Raw genomic sequence first — 16,513 nt, 5'->3', positions numbered from 1 at the left:
GACAGGACCTGGGGGTGATGGCGTCGGGTCAGGTCGTGGGCGTGCTCGACGACCTGCCGTCGTGCCACGAGCTGATCGAACGCATCATGGCCGAGGCCGAAGCCGTCCTGTCCCGCCTCGATCGCCGCTAGGCGCCCCCCGCTCTACACCGGCCAGACCCCCACGATGTCCTCCGGCCCCCAGTGCACGTCGACAGGCCCGACTCCGGCGGCCATCCCCGAACGGGAGACCACCACGGTCCCTGTCCGTCCGGGAACCACCCCAGGAACCTGAGCCGAGGCTTCGAACATCGCACGCAGCGCGTGTCCATCGAACTCGCCGTCGAGCCATTTCACCGACCCGGTGAAGAACACCTGCCGAGCCACCGGCCCGCGATCGGCGCCGACCAGATCCACCTCGGGTTTGAACGACCGGTTCCACCAGCCGCCCACTGCTGTGGTCTCGGGCCAGGGAAGCCCGTCCGCGGCCATCGCCAGCGAGTCGCGGATCAACGGCTCCACGGCCCGCCCCCGCCAGGCCGACCAGCGCCGTTCCACACCCCGGAAGCCCACCTCGGGCCTGCCCCTGCGGCTCTCTTCCTGCGTCTGACGCAAGGCCGCCAGGTAGAGCCGGAGGTTGGAGTCCGCAACATGGTAGAGGGCGGGCTTGCCCGGCCTGGTCGACAGTGGCTCATTCATCGCCACGACACGCTTGTCGTGCGTGAGCTTGTGCAGGATCGGCGAGAGAGTGCCCGAGACGAGCGCGCCGCCCGGGCCGCCCGCGGTCGCCGCGATGTTCGCCTGGGTTCGGTCTCCGCTGCCTATGGCTTCCAGGACACGGTGCGCGATGTCCGGCGAGGGGAACTCCGCCATGAGTGTGGCCTCAGGGACGGCGAACAGCGGCGAGACGGGCTGGGCCGACTCCTGGCGGATGAAGTCAAGCGCGGGCATGCCGTGCGGCCAACCGCGCAGGATCCCTGGCAGACCGCCGCTCGCCAACTGGGCGTCGATCGCGTCGGCACCGCTCAGTCCGGTCGCCCGCGCGGTCTCAGCGGGATTCAACGGCCCGAGGATCATCGGATCCGCCCTGCCGTAGAAGGGCCGGTCGTATGAGGTGAGGCGCTCCATCATGTGCAGATCGCTACCGAGCAGCAGCAGCACGACGGGGCGCCTGGACAGCAGCCGATCCCAGGCCATCTGCAGCGACCCGTCGAAGGTCGGATCCTGTTCGGCCAGCCAGGGTAGCTCATCCAACACCACGATCGACGGCGTGGCGGGCAGAACGGACGCAAGGATCTTGAACGCCTCGAACCAATTTCCCGACTCGAGCAATGAGACCAGTCCAGGGTCCTCGGGAAGGGATGACTCGGCCAACTCCCGGCAGAACCGGCTCACGGAGTCGACCGGCGCGGCCCCCTTGATCGCCGAGAAGAAGAGGTATGGCACGGCCGCCTCGTCACAGAACTCTTGCACCAGCCGCGACTTCCCCACCTGCCTCCGTCCCCGGATGGCCAGCGCGGTCCCGTGGACCTGCCTCGTCACCTGGTCCAGCCGCCTGTGGAGAAAGGCCAGCTCAACGGACCTGCCAATGAAACCGAACCCCGACATCTGGACAGTCCTATGTAGATTGAATCTATGTAGATTCAATCTACATGCTGTCGGCCTCGGCGCGCCTGCCCCACCGCGAGCAAATGAGCCTGACCCGCCGTACGGCGGGCGGGGCCTTTAACACGTCAGGGGACGGCCGGCGAAGGGATGCGCAACGGCCTCGCCGCCACGCGTGCCATGGCCCCCAGTTCCGCGGCACAAGACGGCTCTCAGCTGACCGGCAGGTTCCTCAGCGCCTCACGGCGGCTCAGGCCCGAGATGCCCTTGGCCTTCACGTAGCGGACGACCTCGCTGGGATTGATCTTGGCGTATTCGCGTAACGCCCAGCCGATCGCCTTGCGGGCGAAGAAGTCGTTGTCCGACAGGCTCGGCTCGATGCACGCGTACAGCAGGGCCGTGTCCGTGCGGCCCTTGAACCGGTTCTGGCACAGGATCGCGGTGCGCCGTTTCCACAGGTCCGCGTCGTGCGCCCACTCGAGCATGAGCGGCCGCATCGAGTCCGGGTACGCGGCCAGCAGCGCGCCCATCCGGTGCGTGGCCAGCTCGTCCACCAGGTCCCACCAGGCTCCGGTGACGACCATCTCCTCGTACATCGGCACCGTGTAGAGGGTCTGGAAGCCGCGGTAGAGGTGGTATCCGGACAGCTCGATGGCGGCGTACCGCTCCTCGCGGTATTCGGCCTCGCGCCACAGCGACAGCACGGCCCGCCGCCACTCCGGCGCGCTCTCGAAGGGGTGGTCGGCGAACACCCGCTTGAGCGCGGCCCGCCTGGGCACCGCCTGAACGCCCAGGAACGGCAGGGTGGACTTCATGTACGCCCGCATCGCCTCCGCCTTGTCCGGCTCGGCCACCGCCTGCAGGGCCAGCCGGACCGCCTTGCCCAGGCTCATCCCTTGCGCTGGGTCGTACGCTCGCCCGTGGCGAGTCCGTCGAACAGCACGGTGATGTAGTGCTCGGCGAGGCCGCCGGTGTTGAGCCTGCCGCCGGGGCGGAACCAGCGCACGGCCACCCAGATCGTGTCGCGGATCATGCGGTAGGTGAGCTTGGGGTCGACGTCGGCGCGGAACTGCCCGACCGCCTGGCCCGCCTTGATCTGCGTCACCCAGATCTGCTCGACCTCGTCCTCGGCCTTGACGAGGTAGTTGAAGCGCTCGAACTGCCGCAGGTAGTTCCAGTCGTTCTGCATGACGGTGATGGCGGCCCGGTGCGGCTCCAGGGTGCCGAACCCGATGCGGACCATCTCCGACAACACGGTGCGCGGGTCGGAGCTGGTCTCGACCGCGGCGCGGTAGCGGGCGATGAGGTCGTCGAGGAAGGTGGACAACACCTCGTCGACGATCGTCTCCTTGGAGTCGAAGTGGTGGTAGAGACTCCCGGAGAGGATGCCGGCCTCGTCGGCGATCTCGCGTACTGTCGTGGCCTGGAAGCCCTTGCGCGCGAAGAGCTCCGCGGCGAGCTTGACGAGGTGGTCGCGGCGCTCGGACGCCGACCCGGTGGAGGTCGTGCGCTGGCGCTTCGCCGGTGTGGCGGTGCCGGAGTTCTTTCGCGTGGTCACATCACCATTATGAGCCCACGGACAATCGCTTGTTCACCTAACCGGCCCAGCTCATCAGGCGTTCCGGATTAGACCAAGCGCTTGCTACGATGCGAGGATGAGCGAGGCGTACATCGTCGGCGCCGTCCGCACCCCCGTCGGGCGCAGGAACGGCGGCCTGGCCCGCATTCACCCGGCCGATCTCGGGGCGCACGTGCTCAGGGAGTTGATGGACGGCTCGGGCGCCGACCCGTCCGCGGTGGAAGACGTGATCTTCGGCTGTGTCGACACGATCGGGCCGCAGGCCGGCGATGTGGCCCGCACCTGCTGGCTGGCCGCCGGCCTGCCCGAGGAGGTGCCCGGCGTCACGGTCGACCGCCAGTGCGGCTCCTCCCAGCAGGCCCTGCACTTCGCCGCCCAGGCCGTGCTGTCGGGCACCAGCGACCTGGTGGTGGCGGGCGGCGTGCAGAACATGAGCATGATCCCCATCTCGTCCGCCATGCTGGCCGGGCGCGCGCTCGGGCACGAGAGCCCCTTCGCGGGCTCGAAGGGCTGGGTCGCGCGGTACGGCACGCAGGAGGTCTCCCAGTTCACCGGCGCCGAGCGGATCGCCGCGGAATGGGACATCCCGCGGGAAGAGATGGAGCGGTACGCGTACGAGTCGCACCGGCGTGCCCTGCACGCCATCGACGCCGGATATTTCCGGCGGGAGACCGTCCCCTGCGAGGGCGTCGCCGCGGACGAGGGCCCGCGCAGGGACACCACGCTCGACAGGATGGCCGCGCTCAAGCCCCTCGTCGAGGGCGGCCGGCTGACCGCCGCGCTGGCCTCGCAGATCTCCGACGGCGCCGCCGCCCTGCTCATCGCCTCACCGCGGGCCGTACGCGAGCACGGCCTGACCCCGCGGGCCCGCGTGCACCACCTGTCGGCCCGCGGCGCGGATCCGATCACGATGCTCACCGCCCCCATCCCGGCCACCGTCCACGCACTGGGCATGACCGGCATGGCGATCGACGACTTCGACGCCATCGAGATCAACGAGGCGTTCGCCTCCGTCGTGCTGGCCTGGCTCAAGGAGACCGGCGCCGACCCGGCCAGGGTCAACCCGAACGGCGGCGCGATCGCGCTCGGCCACCCGCTCGGCGCGACCGGCGCCGTACTGGCCGTCAAACTGCTGCACGAGCTGGAGCGCACCGGCGGCAGGTACGGCCTGCAGACCATGTGCGAGGGCGGCGGACAGGCGAACGTCACCGTCATCGAACGGCTCGGCGCGTCACCATGAGGTATGGCCAATCCCTTCACCCTGGGTGTCGCCTCAGGCGAGCCGATGCCCGACGGCGTGGTCCTCTGGACCCGATTAGCCGTTGACCCGCTGAACGCCGACCCCCTGCGCCCGGGAGGCATGACCCCCCGGGCCGTCGAGGTGCGCTGGCAGCTCGCCGAGGACGAACGGTTCACCCAGGGGCTGCGCCAGGGGACGATCCAGGCGCTGCCGACCTGGGCGCACAGCGTGCACGTCAGGGTGGCCGGGCTCAAACCGGGCACCGACTACTTCTACCGGTTCCGGGCGAGCGGCAACCTGAGCCCCGTCGGGCGCACCAGGACGGCGGACGACCCGGCCGCGGCGCGGCCCGTGCGGTTCGCGGTCGCCAACTGCCAGCGGTACGAGCACGGCTTCTACACCGCGTACCGGCATCTGGCCGCCGAGCGGCCCGACGTCGTCTTCCACGTGGGGGACTACATCTACGAGTCGCGCCAGTCCGCCGCCGTCGTACGGCCGCTGGGGCCGGTGCCGGGCGAGGTCAGCCGGTTGCACGAGTACCGCCTGCGCTACGCCCGCTACCGGACCGACCCCGACCTGCAGGCCGCCCACGCCGCCGCGCCCTGGGTGTCAACCTGGGACGACCACGAGGTGCTCGACAACTACCGGGGCAGGGGCGACGGGTCCGCCGCGTTCCTGCGCCGCAGGGGCGCCGCCTATCAGGCCTACTACGAGAACCAGCCGCTCAGGGTGCGGCCGCAGAACGGGAACCTGCAGATGTTTCGGCGGCGGACGTACGGGCTCGTCGCCGACTTCATGGTGCTGGACGTGCGCCAGCACCGCGACGCCGGCTCCATGCTCGGCGCCGCCCAGGAGCAGTGGCTGATGTCCCGGCTGCTCACCAGCCCGGTCCGGTGGCGGGTGCTGGTGCAGCCGCTGTTCTTCGCCCGCCGCTTCGTCCCCGGGCCGCCGCCCAACCTGCGCCCGGACTCCTGGGACGGCCACCAGGACCAGCGGGCCCGCATCCTGTCCGCGAACGTGTCCGGGCTGGTCGTCTTCAGCGGCGACGTGCACAACTTCTGGGCGGGCGACCTCAAGGCGGACTTCCTGAATCCGGCCTCCGCCACGGTCGGGGTGGAGTTCGTGGGCAGCTCGATCAGCAGCCGGCCGCCGCAGACCGACGGTCCCGCCGTGCTGGCCGCCAACCCCCACCTGAAGTTCTTCGACGACCGCCGGGGCTATCTGTCCTGCGTGGCCGGCCCCGATGAGCTGCGGGTGGCGGTGCGCGCGGTGGACTTCGTGGACAGGAAGGGAGCACCGGTACAGACGGTGGCGGAGTTCCTCACCAAGGGAGACGGGCTGACGTCAGAAAATACCTCTAGCAAATAGGAAACTTTCCTATTAGATTGCGGGCATGCCCCAGAGCGGTGACCTGCTTCGCCTCGCCGACGCCGTCCTCTTCCCCGGTTTCGCGGGACAGACGCCCCCTGACTGGCTCCGTCGCAGACTCGGCGACGGGCTGGCGGGTGTGGTGTTGTTCTCCCGCAACATCGCCGACCCCGGCCAGGTGGCGCGGCTGACCGCCGCATTACGCGCCGAGAACCCCTCGGTGCTCGTCGGCACCGACGAGGAGTCCGGCGAGGTCACCAGGCTGGAGGTGGCCACCGGCAGCAGCCGCCCCGGCGGGTACGCCCTCGGCGTCGTGGACGACGAGGCCCTGACCGAGGCACTCGCCAGGGACCTCGGCGGCGACCTGGCCAGGGCCGGCGTCACCATCGACTTCGCCCCCTCCGCCGACGTGAACTCCAACCCGGACAACCCGGTCATCGGCCTGCGAGCCTTCGGCGCCGATCCGGCCCTGGTCGGCCGGCACACCCGGGCGTTCGTCCGCGGCCTGCAGTCGGCCCGCGTCGCCGCCTGCGCCAAACACTTTCCCGGGCACGGGGACACCTCCATCGACTCGCACCACGGCGTGCCCGTGGTGGCCGACGACGGGATCGAGGCCGCGCTGGTCCCTTTTCGCGAGGCGATCAAGGAGGGCGTCAAGGCCGTCATGACCGGCCACCTCCTGGTGCCCTCGTACGACGCCGAACTGCCCGCCACGCTCAGCCCCAAGGTCCTCACCGGGCTGCTCCGTGAGGAGCTGGGCTTCGACGGGATGATCATCACGGACGGCATCGAGATGGCCGCGGTGTCGGGGGCGTACGGGATCGGGGGCGCCTCCGCCCGCGCCATCGCCGCCGGGGCCGACGCGATCTGCATCGGCGGCGAGCGGGCCGACGAGGCGGTCGCCGTCGAGGTGCGCGACGCCATCGCCGCCGCGGTGACCGATGGACTGCTGCCCGAGGAGCGGCTGGCCGACGCCGCTCGCCGGGTCCGCGAGCTGGCCGCCTGGGCCGCCTCCTCGGGCAGCGACATCCAGGGCCACGAGAACGGCTACCTCGGCCTCACAGCCGCCCGCCGCGCCATCCGCGTCACCCGCCGCTCCACGGCCCCGGTCCTCCCGCTCGCCTCGGCTCCGTACGTGGTCGAGCTGGCCCCGGAGATGAACCTGGCCATCGACAAGAGCACCCCCTGGGGCGTGGGCGAGCCCCTCAGCCGCCTGCTCCCCGGCACCACGGTCACCCGCCTCGCGGTGGGCGAGGCGACGGGCGCCGCGCTGGAGCGCCTCATCGGCGCGGCCGTCTTCCGCCCCCTGGTGATCGTGGTACGTGACGCGCACCGCTACGCCTGGCAGGCCGAGGCCCTGCGCCACCTCCTCAGCGCCCGCCCGGACGCGGTCGTGGTCGAGATGGGCCTGCCCGCCCGCTCGGACCTGGGCGCCGTCCACATCGCCACGTACGGCTCCGCGCGGGTCTGCGGCCAGGCCGCCGCGGAGGTGCTGACCGGTAGGGTGTGACCCCGTGAACTTCGACGGGGAAGACCTCTCACACAAGGCGCTGGCCGACCGGCTCCCGTCCGACGAGCCACACGTCTTCCGCGGTTGCGACCTCACGGAGACCGACCTGTGGGGCGCCCCGCTGGCCGGGGCCCGGTTCGAGTCCTGCGTCCTGGACCAGACCGACTTCCGCAAGGCCGACCTGGACGGGGCGGTGTTCACGGGCGGGGGCGGGATGCGGACCCGCTTCAACGACGCCGACCTCATCGACGTGTCGTTCACGGACGTGGACCTGTCGTCGGCCCAGTTCGGCGGGGCGCTGGTGACAGACGTCTCGTTCACCGGCTGCCGCATGATCGGCGCCTCCCTGACCGGGTCCCGCGGCACCGGCTTCAAGATCGCCCGCTCCAACCTGACGCTCGCCAACCTGGGCGGGTGCTCGTTGCGAGGCGAGCTCATCGAAGGTGTGCGCTTCGACGACGCCGACCTGTCGGGCTGCGACTTCACGGAGGCCACGTTCAGCGACTGCCGCTTCATCGGGACACGCCTGCTGAACACGAAGTTCGCGAAGGCCGACCTCCGAGGGGCCGACCTGGGGCAACCGGACGACGCCAAACTCCGGGCCTTCGCCGGCGCCGTCATCAACCAGACCCAGGCCAACGCCATCCTCGCCGCCCGCGGCATCACTGTCCTTTGAACGCTCCTCTTCCGGCGGCCGAGATGATGGGATAGCTGCCGCACCCCCGCCGTGGGGATGTGCGGCGCGTCCGCTGGGATACCCCCTTCCTGGCGCCGGACAGGCCCGCCGGCTCGCCTGACGGCGCGCGGAAGGCCGTCAGGAACGCCGTCACCGTGTCCACAGAGCGTCCTGAACGGCCTGGACCAGAGCCATCAGTTCCGGCGTGACCCGCTCCTTCGACCAGGCCAGCGCGTACGTGATGCGCAGGTCGCCCGCGTCCAGCGGCACGAAACGTACGTCGTCCCGCCTGATGGCCCTGACCAGCAGCTGCGGGATCGGCAGCAGGCCCGCGCCGGCGGCCACCAGGTCGAGTGCCGCGGCGAAGTCGTCGTCGGCCACCATGCGGGCGTGGCCGGGCAGGCCGGTCCACGGGCGGGTGCCCGGCGTGAGGAGCACCTGGCCGGTCAGGTCGGCCGCGGCCACCTTCTGGGCGGACGCCAGCCGGTGACCCACGGGGACGGCGAGGTGGTCGACGGTCACGTGGAACCTGGCCGCCGTGACGAACCGGGCGGGCGCCGGCGTGGCCAGGATGGCGGCCGACACCTGGCCGTCCGTCAGCGCCTGGGCCGCGGCTCCCCGGCCCGCGACCGTGAGCTCCACGCCGATCGGCGGGTTGCGTCCCGCGAGGCGCCGGACGATCCGCGCCGCCAGTGTGCCCACCAGCGGTGGATAAGCGAGGTGAATGGTCGGGCGGGCGAGCCGGGCCGCTTCCGCGGTGAACGCCCGGGCCGATTCGAGCATTTGCTCCGCGTACGGCAGCAGCGCCTTGCCCTCGGCGGTGAGCCGTACCTCGCGGGCGGTGCGGTCGAAGAGCTTGACGCCGACGGCGCGTTCGAGGCGGGTGATGGCCTGGCTCATGGCGGGCTGCGACATGCCCAGGTCCGCGGCGGCGGCCGAGAAGCTGAGCCGGTCCGCGACCCGCGTGAAGCAGTGGATCTCCCTGAGCATAAGCAGCATCAATACATGGTGCACGACGCTCCGGGTTCTCGGCACGATCGCAACGATCAATCGATCGTGACGAGGAGTTGATGAGGATGTCGCCGTTCCCCAAGTCCACGGTGCTCGGGTACCCGAGGATCGGGCCACGGAGGGAGCTGAAGCGGGCGCTGGAGTCGTACTGGGACGGGCGTTCGAGCCGGGCGGAGCTCGACCGGGTCGGCGCCGGGATCCGGGGGGAGACCTGGCGCAGCCTGGCCGAGCTGGGGTTGGAAGGGCTGCCGTCGAACACGTTCTCGCTGTACGACCAGGTGCTCGACACGGCCGTGCTGCTCGGCGCGGTGCCCGAGCGGTATCGCGCGGCCGAGGACCCCTACTTCGCGATGGCCAGGGGCACCGAGGGGCTGGCGCCGCTGCGGATGACGAAGTGGTTCGACACGAACTACCACTACATCGTGCCGGAGATCGGTCCTGACACCGTGTTCAAGCTGGACGCGGGCAAGCCGCTGGGCGAGGTGCGGGAGGCGCGGGCGCTCGGCTACGAGACGCGGCCGGTGATCGTCGGGCCGGTGACGTTCCTGCTGCTGGCGGGCGCGCTGGAGCGGCTGGACGAGGTGCTGGGCTGCTACGAGGAGTTGCTGGGCGCGCTGGCCGCCGAAGGTGTGGCCTGGGTGCAGCTGGACGAGCCGGCGCTGGTGGCGGACCCCACGCCGGAGGAGCTGGCCGCGGTGCGGACCGCCTATGAGCGGCTGGGTGCGGCGCGCGGGCGCCCTGGGTTGTTCGTGGCGTCCTACTTCGGTGATCTCGGGGAGGCGCTGCCGGTGCTGGCCGCGACGCCGGTGGAGGCCATCGGGGTCGATCTCGTGCGGGGCGGCGTCCCCGTGGTGGATTTGACAGGTAAGACCGTGGTCGCGGGCGTCGTGTCCGGGCGGGACGTGTGGCGGACCTCGGCCGAGCGGGCGCTGGCCGCGCTCGGCTCCGTGCGGGCCTCGCGGGTGACGGTGAGCACCTCGTGCTCGCTGCTGCACGTGCCCTACGACGTGGCGGCCGAGCCGGAGCTGGATCCCGCGCTGAGGTCGCGGCTGGCGTTCGCGGAGCAGAAGGTGGCCGAGGTCGTCACGCTCGCGGCCGCCGAATTCCACGGGCCGGCGCCGGCCGGGCCCTCGGTGGCGCTGGCGGGCCCCGTGGTCGCGGAGGGGCGCAGCCCGTACGCGGTGCGGGCGGCGGCGCAGGCCGAGCACCTGCGGCTGCCTCCGCTGCCGATCACCACGATCGGCTCGTTCCCGCAGACCGGCGAGCTGCGGGCGGCCCGGGCGGCGGTGACGGCCGGCACGCTGACGCAGGAGGAGTACGAGCGGCGGGTCGAGGCCGAGATGGAACACGCCATCCGGGTGCAGGAGCGGCTCGGCCTCGACGTCCTCGTGCACGGCGAGCCCGAGCGCAACGACATGGTGCAGTACTTCGCCGAGCACCTCGACGGCTTCGCGGTCACCAGGAACGGCTGGGTCCAGTCCTATGGCTCGCGCTGCACCCGCCCGCCGATCCTGCACGGCGACGTCGGCAGGCCCGAGCCGATCACGGTGCGGTGGGCCACGTACGCGCAGTCGCTCACGGACAAGCCGGTCAAGGGCATGCTCACCGGGCCGGTCACGATCGTGGCCTGGTCGTTCGTCCGCGACGACCTGCCGCTGCGCGAGGTGGTGTTCCAGGTGGCGGATGCGGTGCGGGAGGAGGTCCGCGACCTGGAGGCGGTCGGGGTGTCGATCATCCAGGTGGACGAGCCGGCACTGCGTGAGCTGCTGCCGCTCGCCCCCTTGGCGGCACAGGAGGAGTACCTGGAGTGGGCGGTGGCGGCGTACCGGCGGGCCACCTCGGGGGCGGGCGATCGCACGCAGATCCACACCCACCTGTGCTACTCCGACGCCGGCCAGATCCTGACCGCCATCGACGGGCTGGACGCGGACGTGACCACGATCGAGTCCGCTCGGTCGGGGGCGCGGATCCTGGGGGCGGTGGAGTCGTTCGGGCGCGGGCTCGGACCGGGCGTGTACGACATCCACTCGCCGCGCGTGCCGGGGGCCGAGGAGGTCGAGGAGCTGCTGCGGCGGACGGTGCGGGCGCTGCCGGTCGAGCGGGTCTGGGTCAATCCGGACTGCGGGCTGAAGACGCGGACGTACGAGCAGGTGGAGGCGGCCCTGGCCAACGTGGTCACCGCCACCCGCAGGCTACGGGCCGAGCTTCACGCGTAACGCTCGGTGTACTCCTCGATCGTCATGCCGAACAGCACCTCGTCCTCGTAGCGGCCGTTGGCGTAGTGGCTCCTGCGCCGGCGGCCCTCCTCGACGAAACCGAGCCGCCGGTGCAGAGTCAGTGACGCGTCGTTGGAGCTGTAGACCCACGCCTCCGCCTTCTGGAAGCGGCGCTCGAAGAACATGTAGCGCAGCAGGATCACGATGGCGTCGCCGGCGTACCCCTTGCGATGGTGCGGCGTGCCGACGGCGATCCCGTAGGCGAAGGTGCCGGCGTCGCGGTCGACCTGGTGCGTGTTGATCGACCCGACCGGGGCGTTGTCGTCCTTGGTCGCGATCACCAGGCGGAACTCGTCGAGGTCCGGATCCTTCTCGGCGTGCTCTGCGGCCCATTTCTTCGCGCGGGCGGCCGAGGTGGGCGGATGGAGGCGCCAGCCGCTCCTGACCGCGTCGGAGTCCTCCTCGAAGGCGTAGAACGCCTCCCAGTCCTCAGGCTCCGTGGCCCGCAGGCGCACGCGCTCTCCCACCCATGCCGACGTCATAGGAGGAAGGAAAGCAGATCACCACCAAGGGTCGCGAGCCGTTTTCGGGTCCGCCCGCTCCTGGTGCCGGTGCTCGGCCGCCAGGTCGTTCCACGCCTTGGCGGCGCGGGCGTAGCGGCCTCTGGCGGTCTCTTGGTAGAGCCCGTCGTCGGTACGGCGCCGCACGAAGAACTCGGCGCCTTCGGAGCACAGGACGTATTCCTCGCAGCAGGACGCCTCGATCACCGTGGGCAGCCAGCTCCTTGGCGCGTGCGGGCTCCAGTCGTACATGTCGGCCGGCTGCGAGGAGAAGCTGTCCGGATGCCTGAGCACGGTCAACGACCCACCTCCCGATGTGCGTCCTGGGACTCCATTCCGCCAGATGTGAGGTTGCCTCAAGGTAGCAGTCCGGCCGCGCTCTGTTACTTCAGCGCTCCGGACGTCAGGCCGGACTGGATCTGGGGATCTGCGGATCTGGCGCTGGAAGACCGTTTGACGTGCTGCTCCCCACGGATGAGGAGGATTCTCATGGCCGCTACGCCGCCACCCGTTGCGGGGTGGTGTGGGTAGTCCCGCCATGAGGTGCTTGACGCTTCACCGGCCCCAGTACGGCAGGGCCTCCACGTCCAGTGACCGCCCGTCCGGCGGCTGAGTTGTACCGGTACAACTGGGTGCGGGCGGCGTTGACGTCGGCGTTGCCGATCCACCCGCATGCGGTGTTCCTGCACACGAACCGGGACTGACTCTGGCGGGAGCCTTCGGTGATCGTGTGGCAGGCGTGGCATTCCTGGCTGGTGCCCGGTGCCGGGATGTAGACGACCTGGCCGCCCTTGTCGGTGGCCTTGTAGGTGAGGAACTCGGCGGTGCGACCCCATGCCTGCCCGGCGATGGCCCGGTTCAGGCCCCGTTTTTGGGCGACGTTCCTGCCCGGCTGTTCAAGGGTGCCGGCGGCGTTCGCCATCATGTTCGTGACCTTGAGGTCTTCCAGCACGATGACGCCGAACCGGTCGGTGAGCTCGGCGGTGGTTCGGTGCTGCCAGTCGATGGCCCGGCGCTTGGCTTTCGCGCGCAGGCGGGCGATCTGGTCATAGGTTGCCTTCAGCCGGTTGCTGGCGGGCTGTCTGGGCTTGGCCGCTCGTTTCTGGCGCGCGGCTTTGCGTTCCAGGCGGAGCAGGCGCTGCTGTTCCCCGGCGGTCAGCCACTGGTCACGGTGGAAGATCTTCTCTCCGGCGGACAGCGCCAGGGGCACGGCGATGCCCCGGTCGATCGCGGTTGGCGGCCCCTGGTGTGGGGCCATGGGTGCCTGCATGGTCTGGGTGCGGAACACGATGTGCCACCCGTTAGCCTCCTTCACCAGCCGCGCTCCGGTGATCTTCCCGTCCGGGCCGCCCTTCGTGACGCCGGGCAGGTCTTTGGTCCAGCGGAAGCGGACCCGGCCGAGTTTGGGGATGTTGACCGCGCCCCACCGCCGGGTGATCCGGGTGATGTTCAGGTCCCGCGCCTGGGGGACGTCCACCGCCATCCGGGAGCGCAATCGGCTCTTGAACGTGGGGCGCCCGGCGGGATGGTCGGGGTTGAAGTAGTTCGCCCACGCCTGCCGGTAGGTCTTCAGCACGGCCTGCGCCGCCTGGGCGGGCAGGTCGTTGAGCCAGTCGATCTCTTTGCGGGCGGCCCGGATGGCCGCGTCGCACTGGGCCAGCGACGCGAACCGGCCCTGCCGGAAGGTGAAGAACTCGTGCAGCAGGTTCCACAGCGTGCGCGCGTTGTGCGCCTGGCCGTCCAACACGGCGTTCTGCCGCTGGTCCAGCTCCAGGCGCGCAACATGAGCGCGGTTGCGTTTCTCCCGCTCCACAGGGGTTCACTTTATCGTTTGGTGTATGTCACCGCGATGGGAACCGAACCCCGACATCAGAACGGGGCGTCACTGCGTTCACGACCTGTCCGCGCATTTGGTGTTTGTCACGAAATATCGGCGGGACGCACTCACCGGCCCCATGCTGGAACGCTGCGAACAGATCATGAAAGAGGTGTGCGAGAAGTTCGACTGCGAACTGACCGAGTTCACCGGCGAGCACGACCACGTTCACCTCCTGGTCCGCTACCCGCCCAAGGTCGCCCTGTCCTCCCTCGTCAACTCCCTCAAAGGCGTCTCGGCCCGCTACCTCCGCCAGGAATACAGCGTCCACGTCCGCACACACCTGTGGGGCGGCCACTTCTGGTCCCGCTCCTACTACGCGGGCTCGACCGGCGACGCGAACAAGGCCACCGTCCGCACCTACCTCCAATCCCAGGACCAGACCCAGAAATGAGACAAGACCAGACGCGGTCACGACCGGTTCCAAAGCACGGGTAAGGGCACGCTCAGGCCCTTGGGGCCTTCCCGCGCGGACCTTCACCCCCCCGCCTCAAGGTAGGAGAACTGGTCTGCACCTCGCTAGACGATCAGCATAGGGAGGACGGCCAGTGAGCCCTTCCGCGTAAGCGTCCGCGACGGAATGTGATCATCGAATCCGGGGCACCGGCCTCCACCCGTTGATCGGCAAGCGTAGAGCCCCTGGTAGAAGGGATCTTGCGACAGATCCACTTCCAACCAGAGGCTTCACGTGCCCACCAGTGTCACATACACTGCCGTCCTTGAGATCAACCGGGCCACCGTCGAGTTGCTCGCGGCCAAACTTGCAGCTCACCGGCTCGCCATCGGCACCCGCGCCGGCAGGCGCGCGCTCGGGCCGTTCAAGCAGGCGGTCCTGATCTTGCGCTGGTTCACAGACGGCACCCGAGTACGGCAGCTCGCCATCGACAACGCCATCAGCACCAGTACCGCCTATGAATACCTGCACGAAGGCATCGACATTCTGGCGGCTCAGGCACCTGATCTGGCCACCGCGTTAGAAGAAGCCCAGGGCGGCGGCTCCGGGCACCTCAACCTGGACGTCACCGTCGTGCGCACCGACCGCGTCGCCACCCCCAGCCCAACGGCGCTGACCTGTGGTGGTCCGGCAAGCACAAACACCACGGCGGCAACATCCAAGTCCTATCGGATGCCGATGGCTTCCCCCTGTGGACCTCCGACGATCCTCCTCCGCCTCGAACACGGCAGGCACCACCGAGGTGGAGAAACTGCTGCGCAAGATGTTTGAGGTGCCGCGGGCCGGGTCTGGGTGAACCCGACCCGCGGGCTGAAACCCCGCACGAACGAGCAGGTAGAGACGTCGCTGGCCAACGTGGTCAAGGCTACGCGCCGAGTCCGTGCGGGGCTGTGAACTCTCGATCGCGATCCCCGGCGCCGCCGCAGCGCCCCTGGACATAGCGGAGCTCACTCCACCTGGGGCAGAGCTTCTAGCGCTCCCAACTACGAAGATGTCCTTGGCCCTCCAGAAGCCGAGGGCCAAGGACCTGACCCTACCGTGTCCATTCTGCGTCGCGTCTATCCTGCGTCGCTGAGTACCTGACCCACGTCCTCGAAGGCACGCCCGCTCTCGGGAATCTTCCAGCTCGGGCAGGTGGCGTGGAGGAAGTCAAAGCGTTGGTTGAACTTGGCCATCAGCGGCGAGTCCTTCATCACTCGCAGGACATTCTCATCGCCGTAGCGCAGCCCACCATCGGTAAGGTTCTGGCTGCCGATGTAGAGACCCGCGGCGTTGCTGTGGTTGATGATGACGGTTTTCTCGTGCATCTGGGGGAACCCGCGGTCGTTCTTGCAGAGCTTGACATCCACACCGGCGCTGACGATATTTTCCAGCGCCGTGTAGTACTCCTCCGTGTTCGGCGTGCTAGCGTCGTCTCCCTGGTCGCCGGTGACGACCTGGACTGTGCATCCCCGCTGCAGGGCACTCGCCAGCGTGCTGGAAATGGTTTCTCGGGAGATTCTGAAGTTCGCCACTCTGATGATGTCGTCCTGAGCGGTTGTGGAACACGCCCGATGCGCCTCCCAGATCTGGTCGGCGATCGGATCCGTTTCCCGGGGGAATGTATAAACCTCGTTCACGACCGTCTTGAGATTGTTCTCTGGTTCGGAGCCGTAATCGTTGTCGCCCGTGGTCGACGGGCCGAACCAGAGGTCGTCGAAGTATTTGTTGGCGTAGAACTGATAGAGGTCGGGGCTGGTCAGCGTAACGACGTTCTCGAACGCTTTGTGCTCCGGCCTGTCCTGGCCGCCGTACCAGTCAAGATTCGCCGAGGAGACGTAGACGACATTGTTGAGGGTTCCCTCGGTGCTCAGCACGGCGGAGAGCGTCATGAATTTGTTGTGCATGATCGAGGGCGAGACGTCCGGCTCGCCGTTCTCGTCGCTCCATTCGCGATTGGCGATGCAACCGCGGCTCGCGACCATCCTGCCTTCGAAACTGACCCGTGGCCTTCCGCACGTCATCACCTTGACACGCTGGCCGACCGGCGGAACCGTGGCCGCTTCCATGAGCTTCTTGTACGTCGGTCTGCCGATGTTCCAGCCGTCGATAACGACACGCACGTTCACTCCCCGCTTGGCGGCGGCGGACAGCGCGTCGACGATTTCCGGGCGATCGAAGTAATAGAGAGTGATGGTCAGATCGCCGCCCGCGGCCGCGTTGATGAGACGCAACGCGTGGGCGGCGATCTTCTCATGCTTGCCGTCGTCGAACTCGACGTAATTCTCGACGTAGCTGCGATCTATCGGCACGGCGGCTAACGGCACGACGTCCAGATCCTCTGCGGACGCCGTTCCCGCAGGAACCGTAACGGACAGGACCGCGGCGAGGGCAGCGCACACGCCAGCGAGTTTCAGGGGGAATCGTAACATTCTGCCTTCCAGGGTTGAGGGGTTCCTGG

14 protein-coding genes and 1 pseudogene are annotated in these 16,513 nt (G+C 69.3%); 7 read left to right on the top strand and 8 right to left on the bottom strand.

What is annotated here, in order from left to right; all coding sequences use genetic code 11:
• Positions 1-143: 143 nt before the first annotated feature.
• The 3 genes from ETD86_RS28295 to ETD86_RS28285 all read right to left on the bottom strand — a co-directional run bounded on the left by ETD86_RS28295 (position 144) and on the right by ETD86_RS28285 (position 3,141).
• Positions 144-1,586: an ATP-binding protein gene (locus ETD86_RS28295; protein WP_138669204.1), complete on the bottom strand. Its 1,443-nt coding sequence runs from the start codon at positions 1,584-1,586 to the stop codon at positions 144-146.
• 209 nt (positions 1,587-1,795) lie between these two features.
• Positions 1,796-2,476, bottom strand: a complete 681-nt coding sequence (locus ETD86_RS28290) for a DNA alkylation repair protein (RefSeq protein WP_138669203.1) — start codon at positions 2,474-2,476, stop codon at positions 1,796-1,798.
• Positions 2,473-3,141 carry a TetR/AcrR family transcriptional regulator gene (locus tag ETD86_RS28285; RefSeq protein ID WP_138669202.1) on the bottom strand — a complete coding sequence of 223 codons (669 nt, stop codon included), beginning with the start codon at positions 3,139-3,141 and terminating at the stop codon, positions 2,473-2,475. The genes ETD86_RS28290 and ETD86_RS28285 overlap by 4 nt, the downstream gene beginning before the upstream one ends.
• A 97-nt stretch (positions 3,142-3,238) precedes the next feature.
• Here ETD86_RS28285 and ETD86_RS28280 point away from each other — a divergent pair, with 97 nt between their 5' ends.
• From ETD86_RS28280 to ETD86_RS28265, 4 genes are read left to right on the top strand one after another with little or no spacing between them, the layout of a single operon-like run.
• Positions 3,239-4,402: an acetyl-CoA C-acetyltransferase gene (locus ETD86_RS28280; RefSeq protein ID WP_138669201.1), complete on the top strand. Its 1,164-nt coding sequence runs from the start codon at positions 3,239-3,241 to the stop codon at positions 4,400-4,402.
• 3 nt (positions 4,403-4,405) lie between these two features.
• Positions 4,406-5,770 (top strand): alkaline phosphatase D family protein, encoded by a 1,365-nt coding sequence (locus tag ETD86_RS28275; protein WP_138669200.1) that lies wholly within the window; start codon positions 4,406-4,408, stop codon positions 5,768-5,770.
• Between the two features lie 25 nt (positions 5,771-5,795).
• Positions 5,796-7,280: a glycoside hydrolase family 3 protein gene (locus tag ETD86_RS28270; protein WP_138669199.1), complete on the top strand. Its 1,485-nt coding sequence runs from the start codon at positions 5,796-5,798 to the stop codon at positions 7,278-7,280.
• Between the two features lie 4 nt (positions 7,281-7,284).
• Positions 7,285-7,956: a pentapeptide repeat-containing protein gene (locus tag ETD86_RS28265; protein ID WP_138669198.1), complete on the top strand. Its 672-nt coding sequence runs from the start codon at positions 7,285-7,287 to the stop codon at positions 7,954-7,956.
• 150 nt (positions 7,957-8,106) lie between these two features.
• Here the strand turns inward: ETD86_RS28265 and ETD86_RS28260 are convergent, their stop codons facing one another.
• Positions 8,107-8,955 carry a LysR family transcriptional regulator gene (locus tag ETD86_RS28260; RefSeq protein ID WP_138669197.1) on the bottom strand — a complete coding sequence of 283 codons (849 nt, stop codon included), beginning with the start codon at positions 8,953-8,955 and terminating at the stop codon, positions 8,107-8,109.
• Positions 8,956-9,032: 77 nt separating this feature from the next.
• Here ETD86_RS28260 and metE point away from each other — a divergent pair, with 77 nt between their 5' ends.
• Positions 9,033-11,183, top strand: a complete 2,151-nt coding sequence (metE, locus tag ETD86_RS28255) for a 5-methyltetrahydropteroyltriglutamate--homocysteine S-methyltransferase (protein ID WP_138669196.1) — start codon at positions 9,033-9,035, stop codon at positions 11,181-11,183.
• On the opposite strand, the gene ETD86_RS28250 is transcribed toward metE, so the two are convergent.
• From ETD86_RS28250 to ETD86_RS28240, 3 genes are all read right to left on the bottom strand, one after another.
• A complete protein-coding gene (locus ETD86_RS28250; protein WP_138669195.1) occupies positions 11,174-11,725 on the bottom strand; it encodes a GNAT family N-acetyltransferase in 552 nt (183 codons plus the stop codon). The two genes, metE and ETD86_RS28250, sit on opposite strands and share 10 nt — an antisense overlap.
• A gap of 18 nt (positions 11,726-11,743) precedes the next feature.
• The gene (locus tag ETD86_RS28245) at positions 11,744-12,043 is read right to left on the bottom strand and encodes a hypothetical protein (RefSeq protein WP_138669194.1); all 300 of its coding nucleotides are present in this window, start codon (positions 12,041-12,043) and stop codon (positions 11,744-11,746) included.
• A gap of 196 nt (positions 12,044-12,239) precedes the next feature.
• Positions 12,240-13,556 (bottom strand): RNA-guided endonuclease InsQ/TnpB family protein, encoded by a 1,317-nt coding sequence (locus tag ETD86_RS28240; RefSeq protein ID WP_211370368.1) that lies wholly within the window; start codon positions 13,554-13,556, stop codon positions 12,240-12,242.
• Between the two features lie 25 nt (positions 13,557-13,581).
• Between ETD86_RS28240 and tnpA the strand changes: the two genes are divergently transcribed.
• Together tnpA and ETD86_RS28230 are read left to right on the top strand one after the other, a co-directional pair.
• The gene (gene tnpA / locus ETD86_RS28235) at positions 13,582-14,013 is read left to right on the top strand and encodes an IS200/IS605 family transposase (RefSeq protein ID WP_138669193.1); all 432 of its coding nucleotides are present in this window, start codon (positions 13,582-13,584) and stop codon (positions 14,011-14,013) included.
• A 294-nt stretch (positions 14,014-14,307) separates the two neighbouring features.
• Positions 14,308-14,786 (top strand): annotated as a pseudogene (locus ETD86_RS28230) (transposase); the annotation flags it as partial.
• A gap of 345 nt (positions 14,787-15,131) precedes the next feature.
• Here ETD86_RS28230 and ETD86_RS28225 read toward each other — a convergent pair.
• Complete coding sequence (locus tag ETD86_RS28225; RefSeq protein WP_170223316.1) at positions 15,132-16,454, bottom strand: phospholipase D-like domain-containing protein; 1,323 nt, start codon at positions 16,452-16,454, stop codon at positions 15,132-15,134.
• Between the last annotated feature and the right edge of the window lie 59 nt (positions 16,455-16,513).

It is taken from the genome of Nonomuraea turkmeniaca, assembly GCF_005889735.1.
Taxonomy (GTDB): Bacteria; Actinomycetota; Actinomycetes; order Streptosporangiales; family Streptosporangiaceae; genus Nonomuraea; species Nonomuraea turkmeniaca.
Note: the sequence above shows the minus strand (reverse complement) of the source record. Positions and strands in the feature narration are given on the sequence as shown.

What these genes read in the sequence shown, in the direction of transcription:
- metE (WP_138669196.1), top strand. Translation starts at nt 9,033, where the DNA reads ATGTCGCCGTTCCCCAAGTCCACGGTGCTCGGGTACCCGAGGATCGGG.
- ETD86_RS28250 (WP_138669195.1), bottom strand. Translation starts at nt 11,725, where the DNA reads ATGACGTCGGCATGGGTGGGAGAGCGCGTGCGCCTGCGGGCCACGGAG.
- tnpA (WP_138669193.1), top strand. Translation starts at nt 13,582, where the DNA reads ATGTCACCGCGATGGGAACCGAACCCCGACATCAGAACGGGGCGTCAC.
- ETD86_RS28280 (WP_138669201.1), top strand. Translation starts at nt 3,239, where the DNA reads ATGAGCGAGGCGTACATCGTCGGCGCCGTCCGCACCCCCGTCGGGCGC.
- ETD86_RS28260 (WP_138669197.1), bottom strand. Translation starts at nt 8,955, where the DNA reads ATGCTGCTTATGCTCAGGGAGATCCACTGCTTCACGCGGGTCGCGGAC.
- ETD86_RS28290 (WP_138669203.1), bottom strand. Translation starts at nt 2,476, where the DNA reads ATGAGCCTGGGCAAGGCGGTCCGGCTGGCCCTGCAGGCGGTGGCCGAG.
- ETD86_RS28270 (WP_138669199.1), top strand. Translation starts at nt 5,796, where the DNA reads ATGCCCCAGAGCGGTGACCTGCTTCGCCTCGCCGACGCCGTCCTCTTC.
- ETD86_RS28295 (WP_138669204.1), bottom strand. Translation starts at nt 1,586, where the DNA reads ATGTCGGGGTTCGGTTTCATTGGCAGGTCCGTTGAGCTGGCCTTTCTC.
- ETD86_RS28275 (WP_138669200.1), top strand. Translation starts at nt 4,406, where the DNA reads ATGGCCAATCCCTTCACCCTGGGTGTCGCCTCAGGCGAGCCGATGCCC.